The sequence below is a fragment of the Mycobacterium persicum genome (assembly GCF_002086915.1).
In the GTDB taxonomy this organism is placed as follows: domain Bacteria; phylum Actinomycetota; class Actinomycetes; order Mycobacteriales; family Mycobacteriaceae; genus Mycobacterium; species Mycobacterium persicum.
On sequence record NZ_MWQA01000001.1, the window covers coordinates 42,297 to 68,131 of the forward strand.

The 25,835-nt window shown below is 65.7% G+C and carries 21 protein-coding genes and 1 pseudogene; 13 read left to right on the forward strand and 9 right to left on the reverse strand.

Annotated elements, in window-relative coordinates:
- The first annotated feature begins 277 nt into the window (after positions 1 to 277).
- Positions 278 to 838 (forward strand): TetR/AcrR family transcriptional regulator, encoded by a 561-nt coding sequence (locus B4U45_RS00205; protein WP_075547528.1) that lies wholly within the window; start codon positions 278 to 280, stop codon positions 836 to 838.
- 7 nt (positions 839 to 845) lie between these two features.
- Here the strand turns inward: B4U45_RS00205 and B4U45_RS00210 are convergent, their stop codons facing one another.
- Positions 846 to 1,655 carry a DAPG hydrolase family protein gene (locus B4U45_RS00210; RefSeq protein ID WP_075547529.1) on the reverse strand — a complete coding sequence of 270 codons (810 nt, stop codon included), beginning with the start codon at positions 1,653 to 1,655 and terminating at the stop codon, positions 846 to 848.
- A complete protein-coding gene (locus B4U45_RS00215) occupies positions 1,655 to 2,995 on the reverse strand; it encodes an FAD-binding oxidoreductase (RefSeq protein ID WP_075547544.1) in 1,341 nt (446 codons plus the stop codon). Before B4U45_RS00215 ends, B4U45_RS00210 begins: the two co-directional genes overlap by 1 nt.
- Positions 2,996 to 3,060: 65 nt before the next feature.
- Between B4U45_RS00215 and B4U45_RS00220 the strand changes: the two genes are divergently transcribed.
- The gene (locus tag B4U45_RS00220) at positions 3,061 to 3,807 is read left to right on the forward strand and encodes an IclR family transcriptional regulator (protein ID WP_083155346.1); all 747 of its coding nucleotides are present in this window, start codon (positions 3,061 to 3,063) and stop codon (positions 3,805 to 3,807) included.
- Positions 3,808 to 4,168: 361 nt separating this feature from the next.
- Positions 4,169 to 5,401 carry a cytochrome P450 gene (locus tag B4U45_RS00225; protein ID WP_075547545.1) on the forward strand — a complete coding sequence of 411 codons (1,233 nt, stop codon included), beginning with the start codon at positions 4,169 to 4,171 and terminating at the stop codon, positions 5,399 to 5,401.
- Between the two features lie 79 nt (positions 5,402 to 5,480).
- Here the strand turns inward: B4U45_RS00225 and B4U45_RS00230 are convergent, their stop codons facing one another.
- Positions 5,481 to 5,930, reverse strand: a complete 450-nt coding sequence (locus B4U45_RS00230) for a DUF6941 family protein (RefSeq protein ID WP_075547531.1) — start codon at positions 5,928 to 5,930, stop codon at positions 5,481 to 5,483.
- Positions 5,931 to 6,154: 224 nt separating this feature from the next.
- Positions 6,155 to 8,023, reverse strand: coding sequence for a DUF4407 domain-containing protein (locus tag B4U45_RS00235; protein ID WP_075547532.1), 1,869 nt, complete (start codon positions 8,021 to 8,023; stop codon positions 6,155 to 6,157).
- Positions 8,024 to 8,255: 232 nt separating this feature from the next.
- On the opposite strand from B4U45_RS00235, the gene B4U45_RS00240 reads away from it, so the two are divergent.
- Positions 8,256 to 8,819 carry a hypothetical protein gene (locus B4U45_RS00240; protein WP_075511523.1) on the forward strand — a complete coding sequence of 188 codons (564 nt, stop codon included), beginning with the start codon at positions 8,256 to 8,258 and terminating at the stop codon, positions 8,817 to 8,819.
- A 234-nt stretch (positions 8,820 to 9,053) separates the two neighbouring features.
- Positions 9,054 to 9,482, forward strand: a complete 429-nt coding sequence (locus B4U45_RS00245) for a type II toxin-antitoxin system Rv0910 family toxin (RefSeq protein ID WP_075547533.1) — start codon at positions 9,054 to 9,056, stop codon at positions 9,480 to 9,482.
- A gap of 9 nt (positions 9,483 to 9,491) precedes the next feature.
- Here the strand turns inward: B4U45_RS00245 and B4U45_RS00250 are convergent, their stop codons facing one another.
- The 4 genes from B4U45_RS00250 to malQ form a co-directional block, all read right to left on the reverse strand.
- Positions 9,492 to 9,788, reverse strand: a complete 297-nt coding sequence (locus tag B4U45_RS00250) for a hypothetical protein (protein ID WP_075547546.1) — start codon at positions 9,786 to 9,788, stop codon at positions 9,492 to 9,494.
- Positions 9,789 to 9,930: 142 nt separating this feature from the next.
- Complete coding sequence (locus tag B4U45_RS00255) at positions 9,931 to 10,422, reverse strand: nuclear transport factor 2 family protein (RefSeq protein WP_075547534.1); 492 nt, start codon at positions 10,420 to 10,422, stop codon at positions 9,931 to 9,933.
- Positions 10,423 to 10,438: 16 nt separating this feature from the next.
- The gene (locus B4U45_RS00260; protein WP_075547535.1) at positions 10,439 to 11,326 is read right to left on the reverse strand and encodes an LLM class F420-dependent oxidoreductase; all 888 of its coding nucleotides are present in this window, start codon (positions 11,324 to 11,326) and stop codon (positions 10,439 to 10,441) included.
- A gap of 118 nt (positions 11,327 to 11,444) precedes the next feature.
- Positions 11,445 to 13,589, reverse strand: coding sequence for a 4-alpha-glucanotransferase (malQ, locus tag B4U45_RS00265; RefSeq protein ID WP_075547547.1), 2,145 nt, complete (start codon positions 13,587 to 13,589; stop codon positions 11,445 to 11,447).
- Between the two features lie 320 nt (positions 13,590 to 13,909).
- On the opposite strand from malQ, the gene eccB reads away from it, so the two are divergent.
- Complete coding sequence (gene eccB / locus B4U45_RS00270) at positions 13,910 to 15,430, forward strand: type VII secretion protein EccB (RefSeq protein ID WP_075547536.1); 1,521 nt, start codon at positions 13,910 to 13,912, stop codon at positions 15,428 to 15,430.
- Complete coding sequence (eccC5, locus tag B4U45_RS00275; protein WP_075547537.1) at positions 15,427 to 19,596, forward strand: type VII secretion system ESX-5 FtsK/SpoIIIE family ATPase EccC5; 4,170 nt, start codon at positions 15,427 to 15,429, stop codon at positions 19,594 to 19,596. Before eccB ends, eccC5 begins: the two co-directional genes overlap by 4 nt.
- Before the next feature lie 43 nt (positions 19,597 to 19,639).
- Here the strand turns inward: eccC5 and B4U45_RS00280 are convergent, their stop codons facing one another.
- Complete coding sequence (locus B4U45_RS00280) at positions 19,640 to 20,821, reverse strand: cytochrome P450 (RefSeq protein WP_075547538.1); 1,182 nt, start codon at positions 20,819 to 20,821, stop codon at positions 19,640 to 19,642.
- Between the two features lie 231 nt (positions 20,822 to 21,052).
- Between B4U45_RS00280 and B4U45_RS00285 the strand changes: the two genes are divergently transcribed.
- From B4U45_RS00285 to B4U45_RS00310, 6 genes and pseudogenes are all read left to right on the forward strand, one after another.
- The gene (locus B4U45_RS00285) at positions 21,053 to 21,247 is read left to right on the forward strand and encodes a ferredoxin (protein ID WP_023363981.1); all 195 of its coding nucleotides are present in this window, start codon (positions 21,053 to 21,055) and stop codon (positions 21,245 to 21,247) included.
- Positions 21,248 to 21,755: 508 nt separating this feature from the next.
- Positions 21,756 to 22,934, forward strand: coding sequence for a PPE family protein (locus tag B4U45_RS00290; RefSeq protein ID WP_082275448.1), 1,179 nt, complete (start codon positions 21,756 to 21,758; stop codon positions 22,932 to 22,934).
- A 136-nt stretch (positions 22,935 to 23,070) separates the two neighbouring features.
- Positions 23,071 to 23,357, forward strand: a pseudogene (locus tag B4U45_RS00295) (PE family protein).
- Between the two features lie 14 nt (positions 23,358 to 23,371).
- Positions 23,372 to 24,601, forward strand: coding sequence for a PPE family protein (locus B4U45_RS00300; RefSeq protein ID WP_075547540.1), 1,230 nt, complete (start codon positions 23,372 to 23,374; stop codon positions 24,599 to 24,601).
- A gap of 301 nt (positions 24,602 to 24,902) precedes the next feature.
- On the forward strand, positions 24,903 to 25,202 hold the full coding sequence (locus B4U45_RS00305) for a PE family protein (protein ID WP_023363989.1): 300 nt from the start codon (positions 24,903 to 24,905) through the stop codon (positions 25,200 to 25,202).
- 335 nt (positions 25,203 to 25,537) lie between these two features.
- On the forward strand, positions 25,538 to 25,834 hold the full coding sequence (locus tag B4U45_RS00310; RefSeq protein ID WP_122496531.1) for a WXG100 family type VII secretion target: 297 nt from the start codon (positions 25,538 to 25,540) through the stop codon (positions 25,832 to 25,834).
- Position 25,835 lies beyond the last annotated feature (1 nt).

Genomic DNA, 25,835 nt, shown 5'->3' on the forward strand with positions numbered 1-25,835 from the left:
ATCCAGCAGCCGCCAACGACAGCCCACGACCGCCCGGCAGCCGGCGAGCCCGGTGACGAAGAAGTCGTCCAACTACCCTGACCAACGGAAACATGCAGGTCAACGGCATGGCGACAAGTTGAAATGGGTCGGTGGGGGCCCCGGCCGGGGGCCGTCTCAGCACGAGAACGGGACCTGCACCAATGGTGAGAAAAGGTGTTACCTTTGTCTCAACCTTAGAAAATTTGCCCATGCTCTCGATGCTCTCGATGCTCTCGACGAAAGGACGCGATACCACGTGCCCGTCGACGATTGGCTCCTCGGAGCGGACCGCCGCGAAGCCGCCGCCGAGCGGATCTACGAGGCCGCAACCGACCTCATCGCCCGCGACGGACTCAATGCGCTGGATATCGACAAGCTGTCCACCCGCGTTCATTGTTCCCGAGCGACCATCTACCGCTACGTCGGTGGAAAAACCGAGATCCGTAACGCCGTCGTCCGGCGCACCGCGCTCCGCATTGTGGACTCGGTGCGCACGGCCGTCGAGCCGCTGAGCGGGGTGGAACGCCTCGTCACCGCAATCATGTTGACCATCAAGCAAATCCGCTCGGACCCGCTGTGCCAGCTCATGGTCGGTTCGATTCGCGGCGGCACTCGTCAGGTGGCCTGGCTCGCCGAGTCGCCGCTTACCGCCCAGTTTGCTACCGACCTTGCCGGCCTCGCCGGCGGTGATCAGCAAGCCGCCAAATGGGTGGTACGCGTCGTGCTGTCGTTGGTCTATTGGCCGGGCGAAGACGAGGAGGCCGAGCACCTGCTAGTGCAGAACTTCGTTGCCCCGGCATTTGCCCAACACAACTGAGGATCGCCTATTCGTCACCGAAGTCTTGGTGGAGTTCGGCCAGGAATCCCGCGAGATGATTCATCTCCTGTGCACAGTGCACCAGTAGGTTGCGAGCGGTGGCAGCCGGGTTGCCGAGCACCCGTGCCGCGATGGGCCGCACCGCCTTCGACGCCACACCCGGGGCCTTGCGAACTTCGATGTGCGGGCCGCCCATCCAGAACCGCGAACGCATCTCCGAGCCGCCCGGCGTCGACCGAATCTGGTGGACGAACCATCCGACGTCCACCGGAGCGTCACCCGAGCCCAGACGGGCACAGATCGCCACCGCATCGTCGGAATCTGGCGGCAGGCCCAGGGCCGAGGGTGCGACGAATTGGATTGCGGCATTGAGCATTGCCGAACCGATGTACTCGCTGATCATCGACCAGCGGCCGAGGTAGCGCTGACTGCCTTGACGGCCCGCGTCGTCACCATCCTTCCAGGCGGCCGACAGGTGCGCTCGCGGATGCCACAGCTTGTACCGCCGGGCGTCGCACCCATGCCAGCCGAACCACCAGACCCACATCGCCGGGGTGACTCCGGGCATATCGGTGCGGACCGAGACCTGGAAGCTGCCGTCCTCGAGAATTCCGTAACCGTTCTCGGTCTGGTGATAGCCCTCGTCGGCAACGGTTGCGGCGTCCTCGAATGCCAACAACGCCATTCCGCCTTGCGGGCCATGCTGTAGCGCCTCGACGACATGCGTTGGCAGGGCCGCCATTTCGGGTTTGAAGAACTTGGCGAACGGCGTTTTGGCGTCGTCGTTGCGATAGCCCAGGTAGAGATCGCCGGTCATCAGATTCGTCCCATCCAACTGTTGAACAGGCCGTCGGGATCGTAGGTCGACCGTACCTGGTCCAGTCGCGCCATGGCCGCATCGGTGGCAAACCGAGCCGGCCGCTGGCCGAGGTTTTCGTCCGCGAGCTGAATGCCGGTGGCCAGGTGCGACATCGCCGCCATGTTGGACCGCGCCCAGTCGTCGTACTTGTCGTCGTCGGCCGGGTCCTTCCAGGAGCCGTAGAGCGCCAGGTAGATCTCGTCTTCAATGCTGTAGGCCATGTCCTGGCGGGCCGGGGACGGCCCCCAGTTCAGCCACAGGAAGTGCGACGGGTGCGGTGGCAGCGTGTCGAGGATGGTGCGGATGCCCGGTAACAGTTCGTCGGCCGACGCCGAGGTCCACATGTTGTCCGCGGTGTACCGGTGGTCGCCCAGGTAGTGGGTCATCACCACGTCGTACCAGGTGGGCAAATCCGTTGGCATATAGGGGTTTTTCACCAGCGCCCGATCGATGACCGGGCAGCTGTCGAATACCGCGAGGGCGGCTTTGGCTTCTTCTTCGGAATCGGCGAACGCCGGCGAGGCCATCACGATGGCCGGGATGTCGAGACCCATCTCGGGGACGCTGCGGGTGGCCAGGATCTGCATCTCGACGCGGCGATCCACGTCGGCGCTGACGTTGCGGGCCCAGGTGTAGATCTCGTCGGCCACGTCGAACGGGTACACATACACGCTGGTGCCGCAGACGGCCGGGCGGGGATAGAGCTTGAGGTAAAACGACGTGACGACCCCGAAAAAGCCCGGGCCGGCGCCGCGGGCGGCCCAGTACAGATCGGGGTGATTGTCTGCGTCGCAATGGATCTGCTCGCCGTCGGCGGTGATGACGTCGAGTCCGATGACACTTTCGCAGGCGGGGCCGAAAATCCGGCTGTTCCAGCCGTACCCGCCTTGCAGCAGGTAGCCGCCGAGACAGACGCCTTTACAGTGGCCGCCGGGGAAAAACAGGTTCTGGGCCTGCAATTCGGCCATGAGCAGGCTGCCGCCCTTGCCCGGGCCGGCGACGGCCGTCATGTTTTCGCCATCGATCCGCGCGTGGTCGAGACGGCTGACGTCAAGGAGAACGGCGCCGTCGCGCAGATGGCTGGCCGCGAAGCTATGCCCGCCCGAGACGATGCTGACCTTGTGGCCGTTGGCCCTGGCGTAGCGCAGGCCCGCGATGATGTCGTCGGCATCGACAGCCTGCACAATCACCTCGGGATAACGTTCGGGCACTCGTTGATGCCACACCGAGCCACGGCGTGCGGCCTCGTAACCGTCATCGCCGCGGAAAAAGTGTCGCCCGCCAGGAAGTGCGCTCACCAGATCTCCTCTGATCCACATTTCGGTTCTTTAAAGTTCACGATGCGGACCACTATAGTGGAATTGTGCCGCGAACGGAACGAAATGCCCGGACGAATCGCGACGAGGGTATCCAGGTGTTGCGCCGAGCGGCAGCCGCATTGGACGAAATCGCCGCCGATCCGGGCCAGTTGCGTCTGGTCGACCTCAGCGAGCGCTTACAGCTGGCCAAGTCGACCACTCGCCGCCTGCTGGTCGGTCTCGTCGAAGTCGGCTTGGCCAGCGTCGACGACCGTGGCCACTTTTCCCTCGGTGAACGCCTGCTGGGCTTCGGCAACGCCACCGGAGCCCATATCGCGGCAGTATTCCGCCCGACCATCGAGCGAGTGGCAACCGCCACCGGCGGCGAGACCGTCGACCTGTCGATTCTGCGCGGCCAGAAGATGTGGTTCATCGACCAAATCGAGTCGTCACACCGGCTCCGCGCCGTCTCGGCAATCGGCGTCCGATTCCCGCTGAACGGGACCGCCAACGGAAAGGCGGCGCTCGCCGCACTTGACGAGACCGCCGCAGCGGCCGCCCTCGCCAGCTTCACCCCCGAAGTCGCCGCGGCACTCCGTCGTGAAATCGCTGAAATCCGAAGCACCGGAATTGCTTTCGATCGCGACGAGCACACCCCGGGGATTTCGGCGGCCGCCATCGCCGGACGAGCGTTGGGCGACAACGTGATCGCGATCTCGGTGCCCACGCCGACTGAGCGCTTCGTGGAAAAAGAAGACCGCATCGTTTCAGCTTTGCGCAGTGCGGCCGACTCGCCCGCCTGGACACGCTGAGCAACGCCGAGCGCAATGCGACGTTGACGGCCCAACGGAATAGCAGCTTGTTTTTCTCGAAGCTGAGACAGCGACGGCGGTCAATGCCGCCGGCCCCGCAGGTCTGAGCCTCGCGGTGAGACAACCCGACGGGGCATCGGGCAATGCCCGTTTCAATTGTCGTTCAATTGTCGCCGCGTCGTTGACGCCCGGTGTGTCCACCGACCACTCTGGTGAAGGTCCCTGCTGAGCCATGCCGCGGATGAATTCTCGGTCGATCGGCCCGAGTGCATACCACGTAGAAAGGACGCGCAATGACACCCGTGTGCAGTGTTCGCCGTGCCGCCGGGGCCGTCGCCCAGAGCGGGCGATGGATCACCGGATGAGTTCCGCCGGACTCCGGACATGCTCCATCGATGCCAGCACCTTCTTCGGTGCCGAATGCCTGCAAGATCCCTACCCTCTGTACGAGCGCATGCATGCCGCCGGAACGGTCCATCGCATCGCTGACTCCTCGTTCTATGCCGTATGCGGTTGGGATGCCGTGCACGACGCCGTCAGCCGCCCCGAGGACTTCTCTTCGAACCTGACGGCCGCGATGACCTACACGACCGACGGCACCGTCAAGCCGTTCGAGATGGACGCGCTCGGCGGGCCGACCCATGTGCTGGCCACCGCCGACGATCCTGCCCACGCACTGCATCGCAAGCTGTTGGTGCGCCACTTGGCGGCCAAGCGAATCCGCGCCATCGAGCAGTTTGCCGCCCAGACCGCAAGCAGGCTCTGGGTCGACGGGCTGCGCGACGGCCGGATCGAATGGATGGGTGCGATGGCCAACCGGCTGCCGATGATGGTCGTGGCCCAACTCATCGGCGTGCCCGACGCGGACACGACCCAGCTGGTGAAGTGGGGCTACGCGGCCACGCAACTGCTCGAGGGGTTGGTCAGTCACGAGCAACTCGCCGCCGCGGGCATCGCCGTGATGGAGCTCAGCGGCTACATCTCCGAGCAATTCAGCCGGGCGGCGGCCGGTCCGCAGGCCAATTTGCTGGGGGAGCTTGCCGCCGCCTGCGCATCAGGCGAAATCGACACGCTCACCGCCCAAGTCATGATGGTCACCCTGTTCGCCGCCGGGGGAGAGTCGACCGCCTCGCTGCTGGGCAGTGCGACCTGGATACTGGCAACCCGTCCGGACATCCAGCGGCAGGTGCGCGACAACCCGGACCGGCTCGGAGCCTTTATCGAGGAGACGCTGCGCTACGAGGCGCCTTTTCGGGGTCACTACCGGCACGTGCGACACGACACCAGCCTCGCCGGGATGGACCTGCCGGCTGATTCGCACCTGCTGCTGTTGTGGGGCGCGGCCAACCGCGACCCGGCTCAGTTCGAAACGCCAGGTGAATTCCGCCTTGACCGCGGACGAGGCAAGGGCCACATCAGTTTCGGGAAGGGCGCGCACTTCTGCGTCGGCGCAGCGCTGGCACGCCTGGAGGCCCAGATCGTTGTGCGCCAGCTGCTCGAACGAACGTCGGTGATCGAGGCCGCCGATGTCGGGCAGTGGTTGCCGAGCATCCTGGTGCGCCGCCTCGAGCGTCTCGAATTGACCGTGCGGTAACTCGTCAGGCTGCCGTCCTGCCGATGGCGCCGTCATTCTAGGAAAGCGGTTGGTAACCTGGCTATTTCAGAAGCTCTTCTTAGTCGAAACCCATCGGCGAATGGCCTCCGCCGGTCACGATGAAAGCCTCAACCGCCGTGGCCTGCTCGAAGCCTTCCACCTCCACCCGCCACTCGTAGAGTCCCGGTTCCAACGGAATTCCCGGCGGGATGTTGAGGGCAAGCGGCATCCGGACCGAAGTGCCATGAATCGCCCCGGGCATCCGGCCTGCCTCGGCGGCGGCTTCGAACAGCATGGGCTGCGGGCCTTGTGGCCCGGTCACTACCACCGGATCTCCATCGGTGGTCAGCAGTTGGCACGTCAACTTGTGCTGTTGGTTGGTCTCATCCCAGTCGATGTCCAGAAAAAGCACCAAAGCGAAAGGAGGAGTGGGTGTTTGGCATTGCCGCCAGCCCAGCCCGAGGGCGTGGACCTTACCCGACTGGGGGTCGGCCTGCGCTGCGTCCGCCAGTAAAAGGCTGACCTTCATGGGGCCGCCGGCATTGCGATCGGCAATCGGGATGTCACCGTGAGAACGCGTCCTGTGCTGCCGTCAAGAGACCCACGAGATCCTGTCCTTGTCCGTCGTTATGCCTGGGCTGGTGGGCACCGTCAGGATGGCGCCTGCAGAGATACCATCGCTGACAGAATCCTATGCGACCTGACCCGGCATGCTGCCGACCAGCGTGTGTCGCACCATGTTACTTACCGGGGTTACTTACCGGGGGGCAGCTGACGCGGACCATCGGGGGAACTCAGCTCGGCCGGTCGCTCCCGCCCGACCAGCCCACGCCGGTTCGCACGTCCGGTCGATCCCATCGGCAACCCGGCCAGATCTTCCGGAGATTGCTCCAACGGCTGGTATCGCTCGCTGCGGCTCAGCCCCTCGTAGTTTCCGTCGTAGCTGCCGGTATCGGCCTCGCCACGTGACGATTCGATCCGGTTCACGCCGGCTGGGGCCTCCGCGACGGGGGATTGAGGCGCCGGCTCACGTCTGCTGTTGGAGCTGTTGGAGCTGTCGGAGCTGTCGGAACTTTCGGAGTTGACGGTGACCTTGCGGGTGCGCTTGAACGAAAACGCGATTTCTTCGACCTCTTCGAACACCTGCCGTGCGGTGCGCAGCGGCTGAGCGGTGTTGTCGATAACCCGCGCCACGAACGGGGGCATCAACGGCCGAATCCATCGCGCCGCCGCCTTGGTGGCGTCCGGAATCGACGGAATCAGCGGGCCGCCGCGCTCGGTCTCATCGGCTGCCACCGTGCCGCTCGAGTCGACCTGCGCCGGAAGCTGTTCCGGTGTTTGAGCGAGGCGATCCGCTGTTCCAGCCGGCAATTGGGCGACGGCGCGGCTGGCGGCCTCTGCTTCGGCCGCGATAGGCAGATACATGTCTTCCTCTACTTCCTCGACTGGCTCGACTGCTTCAAAAGGACGCTGCGACGACGCCCGCACCGGAAGCTCCAGCGCTTCGATGACACGACGGCGTTGCTGTTCGCGGTCGATTTCGGCCTGTGCCTCGATCGCCAGGCGGGTCTGGGTCAGTTGATGCTCGGCCCACATAATTTCGGCAGCGCGGCGAACTTCGGCGCGTTTGATCGCGATGGCGGTCTCGGCCTCGAGTTCGGCGCGGTCCCGCTCGGCGCGCGCGGCCGCGTGGCGGTCATGTGTCGTCTCACCACGCCATAGCCGCAGGATCAGCGGCAGCAGATACACCAGCGCGAAGAACGCGATCAGCAGCGCCCGCAGCACCAACGCGCCTGCGCTGGCGAGGGTTACCCCGTTCATCGCTTCCCAGCGAGTGCCCAGCCCGCGGCCCGCGTCGGCGACCACCGCGTGGCGAGCCGTGTTGAGGGCCTCCTGGTCCTCCCGCACCCTGGCGTCGAGTTCGGGTGCCTGACGGTCGCGGGCCGCCAACGCATTGTCCAATTCGCGCTGCGCATCGGCGAGAAGCTCGTTGGCCGTTCGCGTTTCGGGTCCTTGACCGGGAACGCCCGTGATCCTGGTCTGCGGGCAACCCGGTGTGGGGTGGTATTCGCAGCGCGCCACCACCAGAGCCGTGTCCAGATGCCCCCGAGCCTGTTCGACCCCGTTGTCGAGCGCGGCCCGCGCGGCACGGGACTGTTGCAGCGACGCCGACGCCTGTGCGACAGCGGGCACCGAGTCCGCGTTGCGCAGGGCCCGTTCGTCGAGGCGCTGGTCGACGGCGCCAGAAAACGCAACCAGCGCGGCGAGCTCGCCGACCACGACACCGACGGCGAGCGCGACCCCGACGCGTCCCGCGATGCCGGAACGGCCCCGGCCTGGTCCGCCAGCGGTACCGCGGACCACCGCGCCGACCAGCAGGGCGAACACGAGGGTGACGGCAACGACGGCCCAGGTGGGCGAGCCCGTCGATTCGCTCACCGCCAAGCTCGCCACCAGCCAGGCCAGCCCGGATCCGAAGGCCACCACGGCGCCGGCAACGGCGTGGGTTGACCGCTCGTGACGCTCACCGAGTTCACCCCAGTGTCCGCCGCCGAGCCAGGTCAGCAGTCCCTCGATCCGGGTTGCGACCGAGCGCTGATCAGGATTTTCGTGGGCGCACATGAGACTCCAAACACCTCCAGGTACTTCCAGCGTGGCAGGCCGCCGCCCGACTTATCGAATCGAAGCGGCCGCTTGTGGCGTTGTTCACAACGCGCAGCAGATGTCGCAGATCACACTGCGGCGGTGGGGGACTGGACCGCTGGTCCATCCGACGTCGAATGACGTCAAATTTTCGCGCGACGCGAACCGATCAGCGACCGTTACGGCAGTTGCCGTGAGACGGTGTAAGCCTATGCAACATCACGATTACCTCACCTACGAAGACTTCGGCCGCAGATTCTTCGAGGTTGCCGTCACACCGGAGCGGGTGGCGGCATCATTCGCCGAAATTGCCGGCAGCGAATTCGACATGGAACCGATCGCCCAAGGCCCCGGAGGGATCGCCAAGGTCAGCGCGCATGTCAAGATCAACGAGCCGCGTGTGACCCGAAAGCTCGGTGACCTCATCACGTTTGTGATCCACATCCCGCTGTCGATCGACCTGCTACTGGACCTCCGGCTCGACAAGCAACGGTTCAAGGTGGCCGGAGATATCGCGCTGCGCGCCACCGCACGTGCTGCCGAGCCGCTGCTGCTGATCGTCGACGTCGCCAAACCGCGTCCCTCCGATATCACCGTCAACGTGTCGTCCAAATCGATTCGCGGGGAGGTGCTGCGCATTCTGGCCGGCGTTGACGGCGAGATCCGACGGTTCATCGCCCAGTACGTCGCTGAGGAGATCGATTCACCGCAATCGCAGGCCGCCCAGGTCATCGATGTGGCCGCTCAGTTGGATACCGCCTGGAAAGGAATTTAGCCGCAAGCCGGCGAGGGTAACGGTTGGCTTGCGACTGCTTCTGCGGCAATGGGATTGGGCCGGCGATCGGCCGGATTCGTCGGCGCGGACGGCGGCCCGGCGGATTGTCGGGGTTTATCGGAGTCTATCGGCGTTTATCGGCCCGCGGCGCCTGGGTATGTAACCCCGAACGCATGGCCCGGCTACGGCCGGTCTGGAGCCCGGGGGCCGCCGAACCAGGGAGCGGGTTAACACATGGCGCACGTAGAGGTGTCAACGTCATCCAACGTCGATCCGGAGTCTGCCTGGAAAATTGCCTCCGACCTGCACCGATTCGACGAATGGATGACAATTTTTGGAGGGTGGCGCGGGGAGGTGCCGTCGACGATCGACGAGGGCGTCCGCGTCTCGTCACTGATCAAGGTGAAGGGTTTCCGCAACGTCGTTCACTGGACCGTCACCGAGTATGACGAGCCGACCTCGATTCAACTGCATGGCTGCGGTCGGGGCGGAATCCGGATCGCTGTCACGGTGACCGTGGCCGCCAACCATCCCGGGTCGGATTTCCATCTGACGGCTGACCTGAAAGGCGGTCTGCTCGGCGGGCCGGTTGGGCGTCTCGTCGCCAGAGTTCTGCGCCGCGAGATTCAGAACTCGGTGGACAACCTCGCGGCTTTGCAGTAGCCGGTACTGCTACCGCTCCGGCCGCTCCGGCTGGCCGAACGGGCGCTGCCGTTCGGCTTCGCGAATTCGCCTGCGCTCCATGGCAAGCCAAGCCAGACCGGCGCCGAACGAGAGCAGTCCGCCGATGGCGGCCGCGAGGCCAAGTCCTACCTGTCCGAGTGCGAAATTGGCAAGGGACACCACGAAAGCCAGTACGGCACCGACGACGACAACCAGACCGGGCGCATGCTGGGCATCGTTGACGCGTTCCGCCGAGTCGCGGGCATATGGACGTCGGTGGATGGCATGGCGCGAGATGCTCCCCATGAACGCCTCCTGCACTGTGCGGTCTCCGGGCCGGCAAACCGACGGGATCGGTCAGCAACTTCGGAATTACCCGAAATGCCGCATGGCCAAACGACATCGCTTGCCGTGGGGTGCAAGCGCATGTACGCGGAGCCAGCGGCGCTCACGCCGGCGGAGGTTGGTCGCGCGGCAGCAATCGGCGTACCGGCCGGCTTTCAATGGCGTTGATCGTCAAGGCGCGACTGCTGATTCGCCAGCCCGATTCGGTGAGCTGGTACTCGTCGTCGTACCGCAGATGCCAGACCACGTCGACCAGGTCATTGCCGCGCCGGCTCCAATGGTGCGCGATGCAGGTGATACGCCCTCGCGCGACACCCGGCCCTGATGCCTGCTCATAGACCTCCCCGACGATCGCGTGTTCGGTGCGCATGGTTTGGGCGACGGCCGCTATGGCGGTGGCGATGGCCGTTTGGCCCCGGTGCGAATGGACCGGTGTCAGTGTGGCGGGCGGGTCGGGTGTCGTCAGCTCGGCTGCCGCAGTGAAAAGGCGGGCCGCAGCGTCGAATTCGCGGTCATCGACGCGGGCCGCATACCGGTGCACCAGATCGCTGAGCGCCAGCAGATCGGCCGGCGCAAGACACTCAGGAGGGGGCATCAGGCCTCAAGAGACCTCAAGAAGCCAATCCCAGACGCTGAGCGCACCCCGACACGATGTCTTTGGCCTGCTCGATATCGGTGGTCGACGGCATGCCCAGCACGATCCGGTGGGCGCCCTCATCGACCAGGCGGGCCGCGCGTTCGCTGTCGATCTTGGTCACCAGGTGGCCCAACGAGACCTCCAGAGACGCCGGATCACGGCCGGCCGAGGACGCCTCCGCACGCATCGCCGCGATCAGTGCGGCGAGCTGCGGCCCGGCCACGCCGAGCGGCTGGAAGCCATCGCCGAAGCGCCCGGCCCGGCGCGCGGCCGCCCTGCTGTGGCCGCCGATGTGAATCGGAAGCCTCCCAACCGGTTTGGGGTAGCACATGACGTTGTCGAAGCTGAAGAATTCGCCGTGGTGAGAAGCGCCGTGCGGTTGGTCGGCCCACAGTGTCCGCAGCACCGCCAACTGTTCGTCGGCCCTGCGGCCCCGGCTGTCGAACCGCGTCCCGCAGGCCTCGAGCTCTTCTTTGAGCCATCCCACTCCCACGCACAGCCGCAGCCTGCCGCCGGAGAGGGCATCGATCGTCGCAGCGCGTTTGGCCAGCACCACGGGGTGGTGGTTGGGCAGCACCAAGACTCCGGTGGCCAAACCGAGCCGCGTTGTCCGACCGGCCAGAAACGCGAGCAGATCGAGCGGATCGGGAATCGGGCAGCCCGCGGCCAGCCCTACCCGTCCAGAACGGTCATACGGGTACACGCTGTCGTACCTGGTGACCAGGACGGTGTGCTCGGCGACGATGATCGATTCGAAGTTGCAGGCCTCGAGGTGCAGCGCGAAGGCGGTCATCCAGTCCGGATCCGCGGTGACGCCGTCGGCAACCGGGGCGACCACCGCCACCGAGGGCGTGGCCGTCATCGGCGCGCCCGGCGAGGATCGGTGGCATCAGCCGCGGGGAGCACCTGGGCTTTCGCCGCACGACGGCCGTTGACGCACCTCAGGGATGTCACGACATCCGACGCTAACAGGACGATGCTCAGGTGACCGCGGGAGACGTCACGGCTCGCATCACGTCGGCCAAGGTCGCTGCCCTGTTGTCCGTGAAGATGTCCTCGAGCAGCAGCTGCTTGCCGTCGGGACCGGTCAGTGGAACCCGCCAGTTGGGGTACTCGTCGGTGGTGCCTGGCTGGTTTTGCGTCCGCCGGTCGCCGACTGCGTCGGTCAATGCCACTCCCAGCAGGCGTGACGGTGTTCGACCGAGATATCGATAGAGGGCCAACAGGGTCTGCTGCGGGTCGGGTTCGGCCCCGTCCGCCAGCAGGTCGACCCGTCGCAATTCCGCGATCCAGGCGTCCTGATCGGCCCGATGTGCCTCGAGTTCGGCTTCCGCCGGCCGGGTCAGCAAACCGAGAGACTCGCGCAGCCGCACGTGGTCGCCCGCCAGATACCCCGCCGTCGGCGGCAGGTCGTGAGTGGTGACCGACGACAAGCAGTACTCGCGCCAGCGCTCGGCCGGAAGCGGACCGCCATTTCCGTCCCGATCCAGCTCGAACCAGAGAATGGAGGTGCCCAGCAGGCCGCGCAAGAATAGATAGTCACGCACCCACGGTTCGACGGTGCCGAGATCCTCCCCGACGACCACGGCTTCGGCCCGATGCGCTTCCAGCGCCACGATGCCGATCATCGCCTCGTGGTCGTATCGCACATACGTGCCATGAGTCGGCGCCGCGCCCGCTGGGATCCACCACAGCCGGAACAGCCCGATGATGTGGTCGATCCGGACTCCGCCCGCGTGCCGCAGCACAGCCCGGATGAGAGCGCGAAACGGTCGATACTCCTGCTCATCGAGCCGGTCGGGTCGCCACGGCGGCTGAGACCAGTCCTGGCCGAGCTGATTGAACTCATCCGGTGGCGCGCCGGCGGTCACGCCCGACGCCAGCACGTCCTGCAGGGCCCATGCGTCGGCCCCGTCGGGGTGGACGCCGACCGCGAGGTCATGCATGATGCCCAACGACATTCCGGCCCGGGTGGCCTCGGACTGCGCCGCGGCAAGCTGTTCGTCGAGCTGCCATTGCAGCCACCGGTGGAAATCGACCGCGTCGGCGTGTTTGTCCACGAAACCGGCAACACCGGGGGCATCGGGATGCCGCAACGACTTCGGCCATCGATGCCAGTCACCGCCGTATTTTTCGGCGAGTGCGCACCAGGTGGCGAAGTCGTCCAGGGCGCGGCCCTCCCGGGCCCGGAACGCGGCGTAAGCCAGCTCACGCCCTGCCGATCGAGGCACTCGGTGGATCAGCTCGAGAGCCTTGCGCTTGGCCCGCCACGCGCTGTCCCGGTCGATGGTGTCGCGCCGGTCCGCCCGGTGCTGCGCGTCGGTGCGCAGCTGCCGGACTCGGCTGCGTTTGGCCAGCTCGCCGAACTCCGCAATAGCCTCCACACGCAGGTAGAGCGGGTTGAAGTAGCGCCGCGAGGTCGGCAGGTACGGCGACGGCTCCATGGGTGTTGTCGGTGCCGCCGCGTGCAGCGGGTTGACCAGGACATAGTCGGCGCCGTGCCGGTAGGCCGACCACAGCGCCAGGTCCGCCAGGTCGGTGAGATCGCCGATACCCCACGACCGTCGGGACCGCACGCTGTAGAGCTGGGTGGCCAGGCCCCAGGCTCGACGGTTGCCGAGCCTTTCCGGTAGCCCGACCCAGTCCGGCGTGACGATGAGCGCGGTGCTCGTCTCGTCGTCCCCGGAGCGCAGTTGCACGCGGTGATACCCGAGCGGTAGGTCGGTGGGCAACACGAAGCTCGCTTCGCCGATCCAGCGTCCGTCCAGGACGAACGGCGGGGTGAAGTTGTCGATCTGCTGCACCCCGCCGCGTACCGTGCCGTCCTCGAGGCGCAACCACACGTCGGCGGGGGCGCCGTGAGTCACGTGCACCCAGAACCGCGTCGGCGCGCCGGCGCGAGCGACGATGGTGGCCGGCAGCGGACGGGCCCAGTACGACCGGAGTTGCTCGGCCAGTGCGGTGTTGCGCTCCTCCTCGGTGCGGGCGGCAATGCCGAACGCGGCCAGCACGGCCACCAGCGTTTCCGCGGAGACGCGCACGTCGTGGCCGGTCCAGTCCTGGTATTCGGTGGCGATGCCGAGTGCACGGGCAAGTTCGACCAGCGACGGCGCGAGCTCAGTCATGGCGCCCATCTTGCGTCCAACATCGCTGCGCGCGGACGGCGGGGCGGTCTGGCTTGTCCGGTTCGCCGTGGGCCCACCGCACCGCGCGTTTACTTCCCAGCTCAGAGACGTTAAACCGGCCGCAACATTTCCGCGCGCCGAGACGGCGATCGGTCGCTACGATGCAATGAAGACATGACGAATCCTTGGGGGATCTAGTGCGGTAAGGGCCGTATGGCGCCGTCCTTTCGGGTGCCCTACGGTTATCGATGTCGTCAGCATTTCTCCACATATTTCGGCCAATATCCAGGCGTTCTGAACAGACCGGAAGGTGATCTAGCGTGGCTGAAGAGAGCCGCGGGCAGCGGGGGTCGGGGTACGGCCTCGGATTGTCCACGCGGACCCAGGTGACGGGTTATCAGTTCCTGGCGCGCCGAACCGCGATGGCATTGACCCGCTGGCGGGTGCGCATGGAGATCGAACCCGGCCGGCGGCAGACGCTGGCGGTGGTGGCATCGGTGTCTGCGGCCCTGGTGATCTGCCTGGGCGCGTTGCTGTGGTCGTTCATCAGTCCGTCGGGCCAGCTGAACGAGTCGCCGATCATCGCCGACCGGGATTCGGGCGCGCTCTTCGTCCGGGTAGGGGACCGGTTGTATCCCGCGCTGAACTTGGCGTCGGCACGGCTGATCACCGGGCGGCCGGACAACCCGCATTTGGTGAAGGGAAGCCAGATCGCCAACCAACCGCACGGGCCGCTGGTGGGCATCCCGGGTGCGCCGAACCAGTTCTACCCGAAGAGTCCGCCGTCGTCGTCGTGGCTGGTGTGTGACACCGTGTCCACTTCGTCGAGCCTCGGGTCGTCGCAAGGGGTCTCCGTCACCGTCATTGACGGCACTCCCGATCTCAGCAGCCACCGGCGGGTGTTGAAGGGTTCCGACGCCGTGGTGCTCAGCTATGGCGGAGACGCGTGGGTGATCCGCGAGGGGCGCCGGTCCCGCATCGACGCCACGAACCGGTCGGTGCTGCTGCCGCTGGGGTTGACGCCGGAACAGGTCAGTCAGGCCCGACCGATGAGCCATGCGCTCTATGACGCGCTGCCGGTGGGGCCCGAGCTGCTGGTGCCCGAAGTGCCCAACGCGGGTGCGCCGGCGACTTTCCCCGGCGCTCCCGGTCCGGTGGGCACGGTGCTCGTCACGCCGCAAATCAGTGGGCCGCAACAGTATTCGCTGGTCTTGGCCGACGGTGTGCAGACCCTGCCGCCCTTGGTGGCGCAGATCATGCAGAATGCCGGGCGGCCGGGAAACACCAAGCCGGTGACAGTGGAACCCTCGGCGTTGGCCAAGATGCCCGTCGTCAACAGGATTGATCTGTCCGCCTACCCGGATGAACCGCTCAATGTGCTGGACATCCGGGAAAATCCGTCGACGTGCTGGTGGTGGGAACGGACCAGGGGTGAGAACCGGGCCCGCGTCAAGGTGATCTCCGGGCCTACCATCCCGGTCGCGACCCACGACATGCACAAGGTGGTTGACCTGGTGAAGGCCGACATGAGCGGCCGTGAAGCCGACCACGTCTATTTCGGACCCGACTACGCCAACTTCGTCGCCGTCACCGGCAACAACCCGGCCGCTCAGACCACCGAATCGCTGTGGTGGCTCACCGACGCGGGCGCGCGGTTCGGGGTGGAGGACAGCAAGGAAGCCCGCGAGGCGTTGGGTCTGAGCCTGGCCCCGAGCATGGCCCCGTGGGTGGCGCTGCGGCTGCTGCCGCAGGGCCCCACGCTGTCTAGAGCCGATGCGCTGGTCGAACACGACACCCTACCCATGGACATGACCCCCGCAGAATTGGTGGTGCCCAAGTGAAACGTGGTTTTGCCCGGCCGACGGCGGAAAAGCCGCCGGTGATCAAGCCGGAGAACATCGTCCTGCCGACGCCGCTGAGCATTCCGCCGCCGGAGGGCAAGCCCTGGTGGCTGATCGTGGTGGGCGTCGTCGTGATCGGATTGCTGGGCGGCATGGTCGCGATGACGTTCGCCAGCGGTTCACGCGTGTTCGGCGGCGCCGGCGCCATCTTCCCGATCTTCATGGTCGGCGGGATGATGATGATGATGTTCGGCGGCCGGTTCGGCGGCCAGCAGCAGATGAGCCGTCCCAAACTGGACGCGATGCGTGCTCAGTTCATGTTGATGCTGGACATGCTGCGCGAGACGGCCCAGGAGTCGGCCGACAGCATGGACTCCAACTACCGGTGGTTCCACCCGGCGCCCACCACACTGGCGGCAGCGGTGGGATCACCCCGGATGTGGGAGCGCAAACCCGACGGTAAGGATCTCAACTTCGGCGTGGTGCGCGTCGGCGTGGGAATGACGCGGCCTGAGGTGACCTGGGGTGAGCCGCAGAACATGCCGACCGATATCGAGCTCGAGCCGGTGACCGGTAAGGCACTTCAGGAGTTCGGACGCTATCAAAGCGTCGTCTACAACCTGCCGAAGATGGTCTCGCTGCTGGTCGAGCCGTGGTATGCGCTCGTCGGGACCCGTGAGCAGGTGCTGGGGTTGATGCGGGCGATCATCTGCCAGCTGACGTTCTCCCACGGGCCGGACCATGTTCAGTTGATCGTGGTCAGTTCCGATCTGGACGAGTGGGACTGGGTGAAGTGGCTTCCGCACTTCGGTGACTCACGCCGTCACGATGCGGCCGGCAATGCGCGGATGGTCTACAGCTCGGTTCGTGAGTTCGCCGCCGAGCAAGCCGAATTGTTCGCCGGCCGCGGGTCGTTCACCCCCCGGCACGCCAGCTCGTCGGCGCAGACGCCGACACCGCACACCGTGATCATCGCCGACGTCGACGACCCACAGTGGGAGTACGTCATCAGCGCCGAAGGCGTGGACGGGGTGACGTTTTTCGACCTGACCGGCTCTTCGATGTGGACCGAGGTCCCGGAGCGCAAGCTGGAATTCGACGAGAAAGGTGTGATCGAGGCGCTGCCGCGCGACCGCGACACCTGGATGGTGATCGACGACAAGGCCTGGTTCTTCGCGCTGAGCGATCAGATGAGCATCGCGGAGGCCGAAGAGTTCTCCCAGAAGTTGGCGCAGTGGCGGCTCGCCGAGGCCTACGAGGAGATCGGTCAGCGGGTGGCCCACATCGGTGCCCGAGACATCTTGTCCTACTACGGAATTGACGACCCGGGCAGCATCGACTTCGACTCGCTGTGGGGCAACCGCACCGATACGATGGGCCGGTCGCGATTGCGGGCGCCGTTCGGTAACCGCTCCGACAACGGCGAACTGCTGTTCTTGGACATGAAGTCGCTGGACGAAGGTGGTGACGGCCCGCACGGCGTCATGTCCGGGACGACGGGTTCGGGTAAGTCGACGCTGGTGCGAACCGTGATCGAGTCGCTGATGCTGAGCCATCCGCCCGAGGAACTGCAGTTCGTGTTGGCCGACCTCAAGGGTGGTTCGGCGGTCAAGCCGTTCGCCGGGGTGCCGCACGTGTCGCGCATCATCACCGACCTCGAAGAAGACCAGGCGTTGATGGAACGCTTCCTGGATGCGTTGTGGGGCGAGATCGCCCGCCGTAAGGCGGTATGCGACAGCGCCGGTGTCGACGACGCCAAGGAGTACAACTCGGTACGCCTCCGGATGCGGGCCCGCGGTCAGGATATGCCGCCGCTACCGATGCTCGTGGTGGTCATCGACGAGTTCTACGAATGGTTCCGGATCATGCCGACCGCGGTCGACGTGCTCGACTCGATCGGTCGGCAGGGTCGCGCGTATTGGATCCATTTGATGATGGCCTCGCAGACCATCGAAAGCCGGGCCGAAAAGCTCATGGAGAACATGGGTTATCGCCTGGTGCTGAAGGCGCGTACCGCCGGGGCCGCCCAGGCCGCCGGCGTGCCGAATGCGGTAAACCTGCCGGCACAGGCCGGTCTGGGTTATTTCCGCCGGAGCCTCGAGGACATCACCCGCTTCCAGGCCGAGTTCCTCTGGCGCGACTACTACGCCCCTGGCGGCACCATTGACGGTGACGAAGCGCCGGTTCTAGTGCACAACATCGACTACATCCGGCCGCAGCTATTCACCAACTCGTTCACGCCGCTGGAGGTGAGCGTGGGCGGGCCGCAAATCGAGGCGGTCGTCGCACACGCCAACGGCGAGGTGATCGAGGGCGAGGGCGCCGAGGCCGAGGAGGAAGAGGAAGGCGTGCGGACCCCCAAGGTCGGCACGGTGATCATCGATCAGCTGCGCAAGATCAAGTTCGAGCCCTACCGGTTGTGGCAGCCGCCCCTGACCGTTCCGGTAGCCATCGATGAGCTGGTCAACCGGTTCCTCGGCCACCCGTGGCAGAAGGACTACGGTTCGGCCCGGAATCTGGTGTTCCCGATCGGGATCATCGACCGGCCCTTCAAGCACGATCAGCCACCATGGACGGTCGACACCTCAGGCCCCGGCGCCAACGTCTTGATCCTGGGCGCGGGCGGTTCGGGCAAGACCACCGCTCTGCAGACGCTGATCTGCTCGGCGGCGCTGACCCATACCCCGGAGCAAGTTCAGTTCTACTGCTTGGCGTACAGCAGCACCGCGCTGACAACGGTGGCGCGCTTCCCGCATGTGGGCGAGGTCGCCGGTCCCACCGACCCCTATGGTGTGCGCCGGACCGTGGCCGAATTGCTGGCGTTGGTGCGCGAGCGCAAACGGAGCTTCCTCGAACACGGCATCGCGTCGATGGAGATGTTCCGCCGGCGCAAGTTCGGCGGAGAAGCCGGGCCGGTGCCCAACGACGGGTTCGGCGATGTGTACCTGGTGATCGACAACTACCGGGCACTGGCCGAAGAAAATGAGGTGCTGATCGAGCAGGTCAACCTGATCATCAATCAGGGCCCGTCGTTCGGGGTGCACGTGGTGGTCACCGCGGATCGCGAGTCGGAGCTGCGCCCGCCGGTGCGCAGCGGTTTCGGCTCGCGGGTCGAACTGCGATTGGCCGCGGTGGAGGACGCCAAGCTGGTGCGTTCCCGCTTCGCCAAGGACGTTCCCGTCAAGCCCGGCCGCGGCATGGTCGCGGTCAACTACGTCCGATTGGACAGCGACCCGCAGGCGGGTCTGCACACCCTGGTGGCGCGGCCGGCGCTGGGCAGCACGCCCGACAACGTCTTCGAGTGCGACAGCGTGGTCGCGGCGGTGAGCCGGTTGACCACCGCCCAAGCCCCGCCGGTGCGCCGCCTGCCGGCGCGGTTCGGCGTGGAACAGGTGCGCGAGCTGGCCGCCCGTGACACCCGTCAAGGCGTGGGTGCCGGCGGAATCGCTTGGGCGATATCGGAATTGGATCTGCAGCCGGTCTACCTCAACTTCGCCGAGAACTCGCACCTGATGGTGACCGGTCGACGCGAATGCGGGCGCACGACGACGCTGGCGACGATCATGTCCGAAATCGGCCGACTCTACGCGCCGGGCGCCAGCAGCGCGCCGCCGCCACCGCCCGGACGTCCCTCCGCGCAGGTTTGGCTGGTCGACCCGCGCCGTCAGCTGCTGACCGCGTTGGGCTCGGACTATGTGGAGAAGTTCGCCTACAACCTCGACGGCGTTGTCGCGATGATGGGTGAGCTGTCGGCGAATCTGGCGGGCCGTGAGCCGCCGCCCGGTTTGTCGGCCGAGGAGCTGTTGTCGCGGTCGTGGTGGAGCGGGCCGGAGATCTTCCTCATCGTTGACGACATCCAGCAGCTGCCGCCGGGTTTCGATTCGCCGTTGCACAAGGTTGTTCCGTTCGTCAACCGGGCTGCCGACGTCGGATTGCACGTGATCGTCACCCGTACCTTCGGCGGCTGGTCTTCGGCAGGCAGCGACCCGATGCTGCGCGCGCTGCATCAGGCCAATGCGCCACTGCTGGTGATGGACGCCGATCCCGACGAGGGCTTCATCCGCGGCAAGATGAAGGGCGGTCCGCTGCCCCGTGGCCGCGGCCTGCTGATGGCCGAGGACACCGGGGTGTTCGTTCAGGTCGCCGCCACCGAGTGGCGAAGGTAAGACCGTTCAGCGCCGTGTTGGGGCGGGCCGAGGTTCGCTGAGGTCAGCCCCAACGCAGCGGTAACGTCTTGAGCGCGAAGGATTTTGACGGAAACCGGATCTCGGGCGTGTATCCGGGCGCCAGGCCGAAATCGGGAATCCTCTTCAGCCATTCGCCGACCACCAGGGTCAGCTCCAAACGCGCCAGGTGAGAACCCAGGCAGCGGTGCGGCCCGCCACCAAATCCCCAGTGGCGGTGCACTTTTCCATCCATGACCAACTCGTCGGTGGACACCGCGTCGGTGCCGTCGCGATTTACCGCGGCCATGCACAGTCGCACCGGGGAACCCGCGGGTAGTGTCATACCCCCGACCTCGATGACCCGGGTGGTGATTCGAGGTGCCACCGGGGCCGATGGCTCTAGCCGGACGATCTCCTCGATGAACACCCGGATCTGCTTGGGATTGTCGCGGAGCATGGCGCGCAGCTCCGGCCGCCGCGCGAGTTCCAGCAGGGAAAACCCCACCGCCGCGGTCACGGTGTCCAGCCCGGCGAGGATCAGCAGGTGACTCAGCCCCAGCACCTCGATCTCGCTCAGTGGGTCATCGCCGATGAGCACCTGTGACAAGACGTCCGGGCCTGGGTTCTGTTTGCGTTCGGTGATCGCTTGTGCGAGATATTCAAACAGTTCACGCGTGACGGCCGCATCGGCCTCGGTCGGGTACGGCCGGTCCGACATGGCAATAACGGCGTCCTTCCAGGCAATCAGGCGATCACGGTCAGCCACCGGCAGACCGTAGAGCACCAAAAACAGCTGAAACGGGAACAGATTCGCGAAATCGGCCATCGCCTCACACTCACCCCGGGGGGCCAGGGCATCGATCATGGCGATAGTGTGGGTCAGCAGCGCCGGCCGCACCTTCGCCAAGGCGGCCGGGCTGAAATACGGCTGCAGGATCCTGCGGTACCGGGTGTGCTCCGGCGGATCGAAGGCGAGCGGTACCACCGGTAAGGGATTTCCCGGCGGTTGCAGCGCTTCGCGCGACGAGAAGGCCTTGGTGTTGCGAAGTGCCGCGAGCACATCTTCGCGGCGGGTCAGGTAATACCAGCCGTTCATGAACACCACTGGCCCCGCGTCGCGCAACGTCTTCCATCCGAGGCCTCGGTCGGTGGCCATCGGCAACGTCGAATACTCAAGCCGCGGTAGGTAAAACGCACCGGCATGGCTGCCTTCGGTCGTGCTCATGCGCTCCAGTCTCTCGTCATCGTTCTCGTCTACCGCGGTAGCCGACGCAGCCAAAGCCGTGCTGACACCAGAAATATCGCACGCGCGGCAAATTCTCACCAATCCGACGAATGGGCACACCTACAACCGCCGCACCCGGTGGCAGTCTCGCAGCCCGTCTCGGCCCGCTAATCTACCTATCGAGTTGCTTTGGCCCGTCCCGCGCGGACGCCTGACCGAGAAAGGAAACCCGTGAAGGTTCGTCTCGAACGGTCGAGATGTGTGGGCCACGCCCAGTGCTACGCAGTCGATCCGGAGTTGTTCCCGATCGACGAGTCGGGCTATTCGATCCTCGAGGAGCACCAGGTGCGGCCCGAGGATGCGCAGCTGACCCGTGACGGTGTGGCCGCGTGCCCGGAGATGGCACTCATTCTCGACGAGGACTGACGCACTACACGCCGCCGTTGGTGCGTTTGCGCAGGTGGCGTGCCGCCGGCCAAGCTGTGAACTTAACGGCAGCTTAACAATAGTTTGCGGGGAATGAATTGTTGGCGTCACCGGTGCCCGTCGCCGGATCGGCAATCTAATGTGTTCTCTATGAACCGGTTCCGCAACGATTTAGGTGTCAATTGACGTTGGTATCCTGAAAGGTTTTCTCAAGGCTGAGAGCGCAAGTCGTTGGTGACCATACATCCTGAAGTGGCCGTCGCGGTGGCCGCCGCAGATTCCAGTATCGGCCTCAACGGTGAAAGCCCGCAGCCGCGCTGGCCGGCTCCAAGAGCAAGCGAGCGGGATACCTCGCAGCAGTCCGTTGCATCGCAAGTCGGATCCGGTCAGATCCTCGGGGACCCGAACCCGTTGTCTGGCAACCGGTTTGTGGCCGCACTGGGGGATTCATCGCGCACCTGCCGCGATCGCATCGAGACTGCGATCGTGGTGGCTAAGGGGGGTTGAGTTGGACTTCGGGGCATTACCGCCGGAAATCAATTCGGGCCGTATGTATGCCGGCCCGGGATCGGGATCCATGATGGCTGCCGCCGCAGCCTGGGATGATCTGGCCGCGGAGTTAGCCGCGGCTGCGTCCGGATTCGAATCGGTGATAGCCGAACTGACCAGTTCGCCATGGGTTGGTCCGGCGTCGCTGTCGATGGTGGCGGCAGCCAGGCCCTATATCGCATGGCTGAGTGCTGCCGCTGCGCTAGCGGAGCAAGCAGGTATGCAGGCCAGGGCTGCCGCCGCGGCCTATGAGACGGCGTTTGTGATGACCGTGCCGCCGCCGGTGATTGCGGCCAACCGCGTCTTACTGACGACCCTGATCGCGACCAATTTTTTCGGGCAGAACACACCGGCGATTGCCGCTACCGAAGCGCAATACGCCGAGATGTGGGCCCAGGACGCCGCCGCCATGTACGGCTATGCCGGCGCATCGGCGACTGCTTCGGAATTGACTCCATTCGCAGATCCCGGAACCACCACCGATCCAGCGGGGTTGGCCGCTCAATCAGCGGCGGTGGCCAAGGCTGCGGCCACGCCTGCAGGCACCTCTGCGCCGGCGTTGTCGTCGGCGGATCCGGGTTTGGTGTCGACTGCGGCGGTACCTCAACTGCTGCAGCAGCTTTCGACGTCCGCGTTAGCCGGCTCGGTGAATCCCAACGATTGGTGGATTGTGCAGACGCTGGGCTCGATCAATAACGCGCAAAGAGTTTCAGTGGTTCGCACCCTGGGCTTGTCGTACTTCGCCATGGGCATTCCGCAGTTCATTGCCTCGATCGGGCAGCAGTTGACGTTCGGCAGCGGAACAACCGCGGGTTCCGGCGGCGCCTGGTACGCGACACCACAATTCGCCGGCCTGGGTACCGGGGCCGGTCGTGCTGCCGCGTCGGCAAGTCTAGCCAGCGCAAACAAGGTTGGTTCACTGTCGGTACCGCCGACTTGGGTCGGTTCCTCTGCGGAAGCAGAGCATGCCGCAGCGGGATTGGTCAGCGCCAACCTCAGCACCAACTCCCAGGGAGGAGTACAGGGTTTACTCCGTGGAATACCGCTGGGGTCGGGTGCCGCTCGGCGCGGCGGCGGCATTGGACACCGGTATGGCTTCCGCTACAGCGTCCTTACCCGCCCGCCGTCGGCCGGGTAGAGCGATGAAGCACCCGTGGTCCACCACAGTGAGTGACATGCGGCCCGACGCTGCTCGAGCGCCCGAATCGAGCCATGCCGTTAGTAGCCACGCTCCCAGACCCTATGAGCCTAAAGGTAATTGAGGAGGAGATCAGATGTCGTTGGTGACAACACAGCCAGACGCGCGGGCAGTAGCCGCTAGCACATTGGAGGGGATCGGCTCGGCGTTGAGCTCCCGGAACGCGGCTGTGGCGGCTCAGACCACCGGCGTCGTTGCGGCAGCCGTGAAGAGGTGTCGGTGCGGTTCGCGGCGCATGCCCAGATGTATCCGGTCCTGAGCTCCCAGGTTGCCGCGATGCACGAAATGTTTGCCAGCCCGTTAACGACGAGCTCGGGGTCCTATGCGGCCACCGAGGCGGCCAATGCGGCCGCGGCCGGTTAGAAAGGAATAAGGTGATGGATTTTGGTGCGTTGCCGCCGGAGGTCAATTCGGGGCGGATGTATTCGGGTCCGGGGTCGGCGCCGATGGCGGCTGCGGCGACGGCCTGGAATAGCTTGGCGGTCGAGTTGAGTTCGGCGGCTACGGGTTATGAGACGGTGATCACTCAGCTCAGTAGTGAGGAGTGGATGGGGCCGGCGTCGGCGGCGATGGCCGAGGCGGTAGCGCCGTACGTGGCGTGGACGAGTGCCGCGGCGGCTCGGGCCGAGCAGGCCGCTGCCCAGGCCAGGGCGGCCGCGGCCGCGTTCGAGACCGCGTTTGCCGCGGTCGTGCCCCCACCGCTGATTGCGGCCAATCGCGCACAATTAGCCCAGGCCATTGCGACCAATGTCTTCGGGCAGAACACGTCGGTGATTGCGGCGCTGGAAGCTCAATACGGCGAGATGTGGGCCCAAGATGCCGCGGCGATGTACAGCTACGCAGGCAACTCGGCCCATGCTGCGGCGGTGACTCCGTTCGCGTCACCCCCGCAGATCACCAGTCCTACCGCCCAGGCTGGCCAGGCCACGGCCGTCGCCGCAGCCACCGGCACCTCGGGCGGTTCGGCCCAGCAAACGCTGAATCAATTTCTTTCCGCGATACCTACCACATTGGGAGGTCTGGCAGCACCAATTACCGGACCCATCGGGACCGAGGTCAGCTTCCTGCAATCGGCGCAAGGCCCGCTGACAGGGTTGTGGCAGGTGTTGTTCGGGACAAGCACATTCCCTAACTCGATTTCGGGGTTCCTAACTGCCTATACGCCCTACGCGGGCTTCTTCTATAACACCGAGGGGTTGCCGTACTTCAGCATCGGTATGGCCAACAACTTCGTCCAGTCGGCCAAGACCTTGGGATTGATCGGCGGGTCAGCTCCGGCGGCGGCTGCCGGCGCTGCCGCCAAAGGTTTACCGGGGTTGGGCGGCTTGCTCGGTGGCGGGGGACCGGTGTCGGCGGGTTTGGGCAACGCGGCCTCGGTGGGCAAGTTGTCGGTGCCGCCGGTGTGGAGTGGACAGCTGCCGGGCGCGATGCATCCCGGAGGTGCGCCGCTGCCGGTGAGTACCATCACCGCCGCGCCCGAGGCTGGGGCGGGCAACCTGCTCGGTGGCATGCCGCTGGCCGGCGCCGGCGCCGGTGCTGCGGCGGGCGCCGGACCCCGCTACGGCTTCCGGCCCACCGTCATGGCCCGCCCGCCTTTCGCCGGCTGACAGCCAGGCTGCGCCGTGTTTCGCCGACGTCGCATCACCTACCCGGACTGCGCCAGCATGCCGGGGTCAGCAGATCTTGACGGGCGTCGACACGTAACTTTGCAAGGGTTTGGGCGGGAGTTTGCTGAGCGGACGACAAACAGCCCTTCCCGCTGTTACTGTGTCGTTACCACAGGTGAATTTGCCGTGCCAACACGTGAACACTTGCTAAATGGTGGCGTTGAAAGCAAACTGGCGCCGCGCGGTCATCTACTCTCTTGCAGTAGAGCGGTGCCGGGGACAACCGAGGGAGGAAAACAGCATGTCATTTGTGACCACACAGCCGGAAGCTCTGGCCGCGGCGGCGTCAAGCCTGCAGGGTATTGGCACCACGATGAGCGCCCAGAACGCCGCTGCGGCGGCCCCGACGACGGGGGTCGTGCCAGCGGCCGCCGACGAGGTATCGGCGTTGACCGCGGCTCAATTCGCCGCGCACGCGCAGATGTACCAAGCGGTCAGCGCCCAAGCCGCCGCTATTCACGAGATGTTCGTCAACACCTTGGCGACCAGTTCCGGTTCGTATGCGGCCACCGAGGCCGCCAACGCCGCCGCTGCGGGCTGACCCCCACGCTGGCAGTTGTGGACCGGGGGCGGGGTGCGGCTACGGACGTGAGTTCTACGGTGAGCTCTCGCCGGGGGGCCATTGTGCGAGCGTGCCACGCTGCCGAGGCTGTCCTCCGGGACGGCGCATTCATCGATTTCGATGTTGCGGTTGGGGCCCGATGTCGGTGTCGGCGTACCCCGACGCCCGGTGGGCGTCGGTTGGGGAGGGGGGATCATCCATAGTTCTCCGGTCGGCGGTTGCGTGAACGCGTAGCCGGCCGGTCATCGCACCCGCAAACAACAAACAGACGACAAATGATCTAGGCAAGATCTAGGCAATAAGGAGAAATTCAGGTGACTTCACGTTTTATGACCGACCCGCACGCGATGCGGGCGATGGCGGGCCGTTTCGAGACGCACGCCCAGACGGTTGAGGACGAGGCCCGCCGGATGTGGGCGTCCTCGCAGAACATCTCCGGCGCGGGCTGGAGCGGTCTGGCCGAGGCCACCTCGCTGGACACCATGGGCCAGATGAACCAGGCCTTCCGCAACATTGTGAACATGCTGCACGGAGTGCGTGACGGGCTGATCCGCGACGCCAACAACTACGAGCAGCAAGAGCAGGCCTCCCAGCAGATCCTCAGCAGCTAGC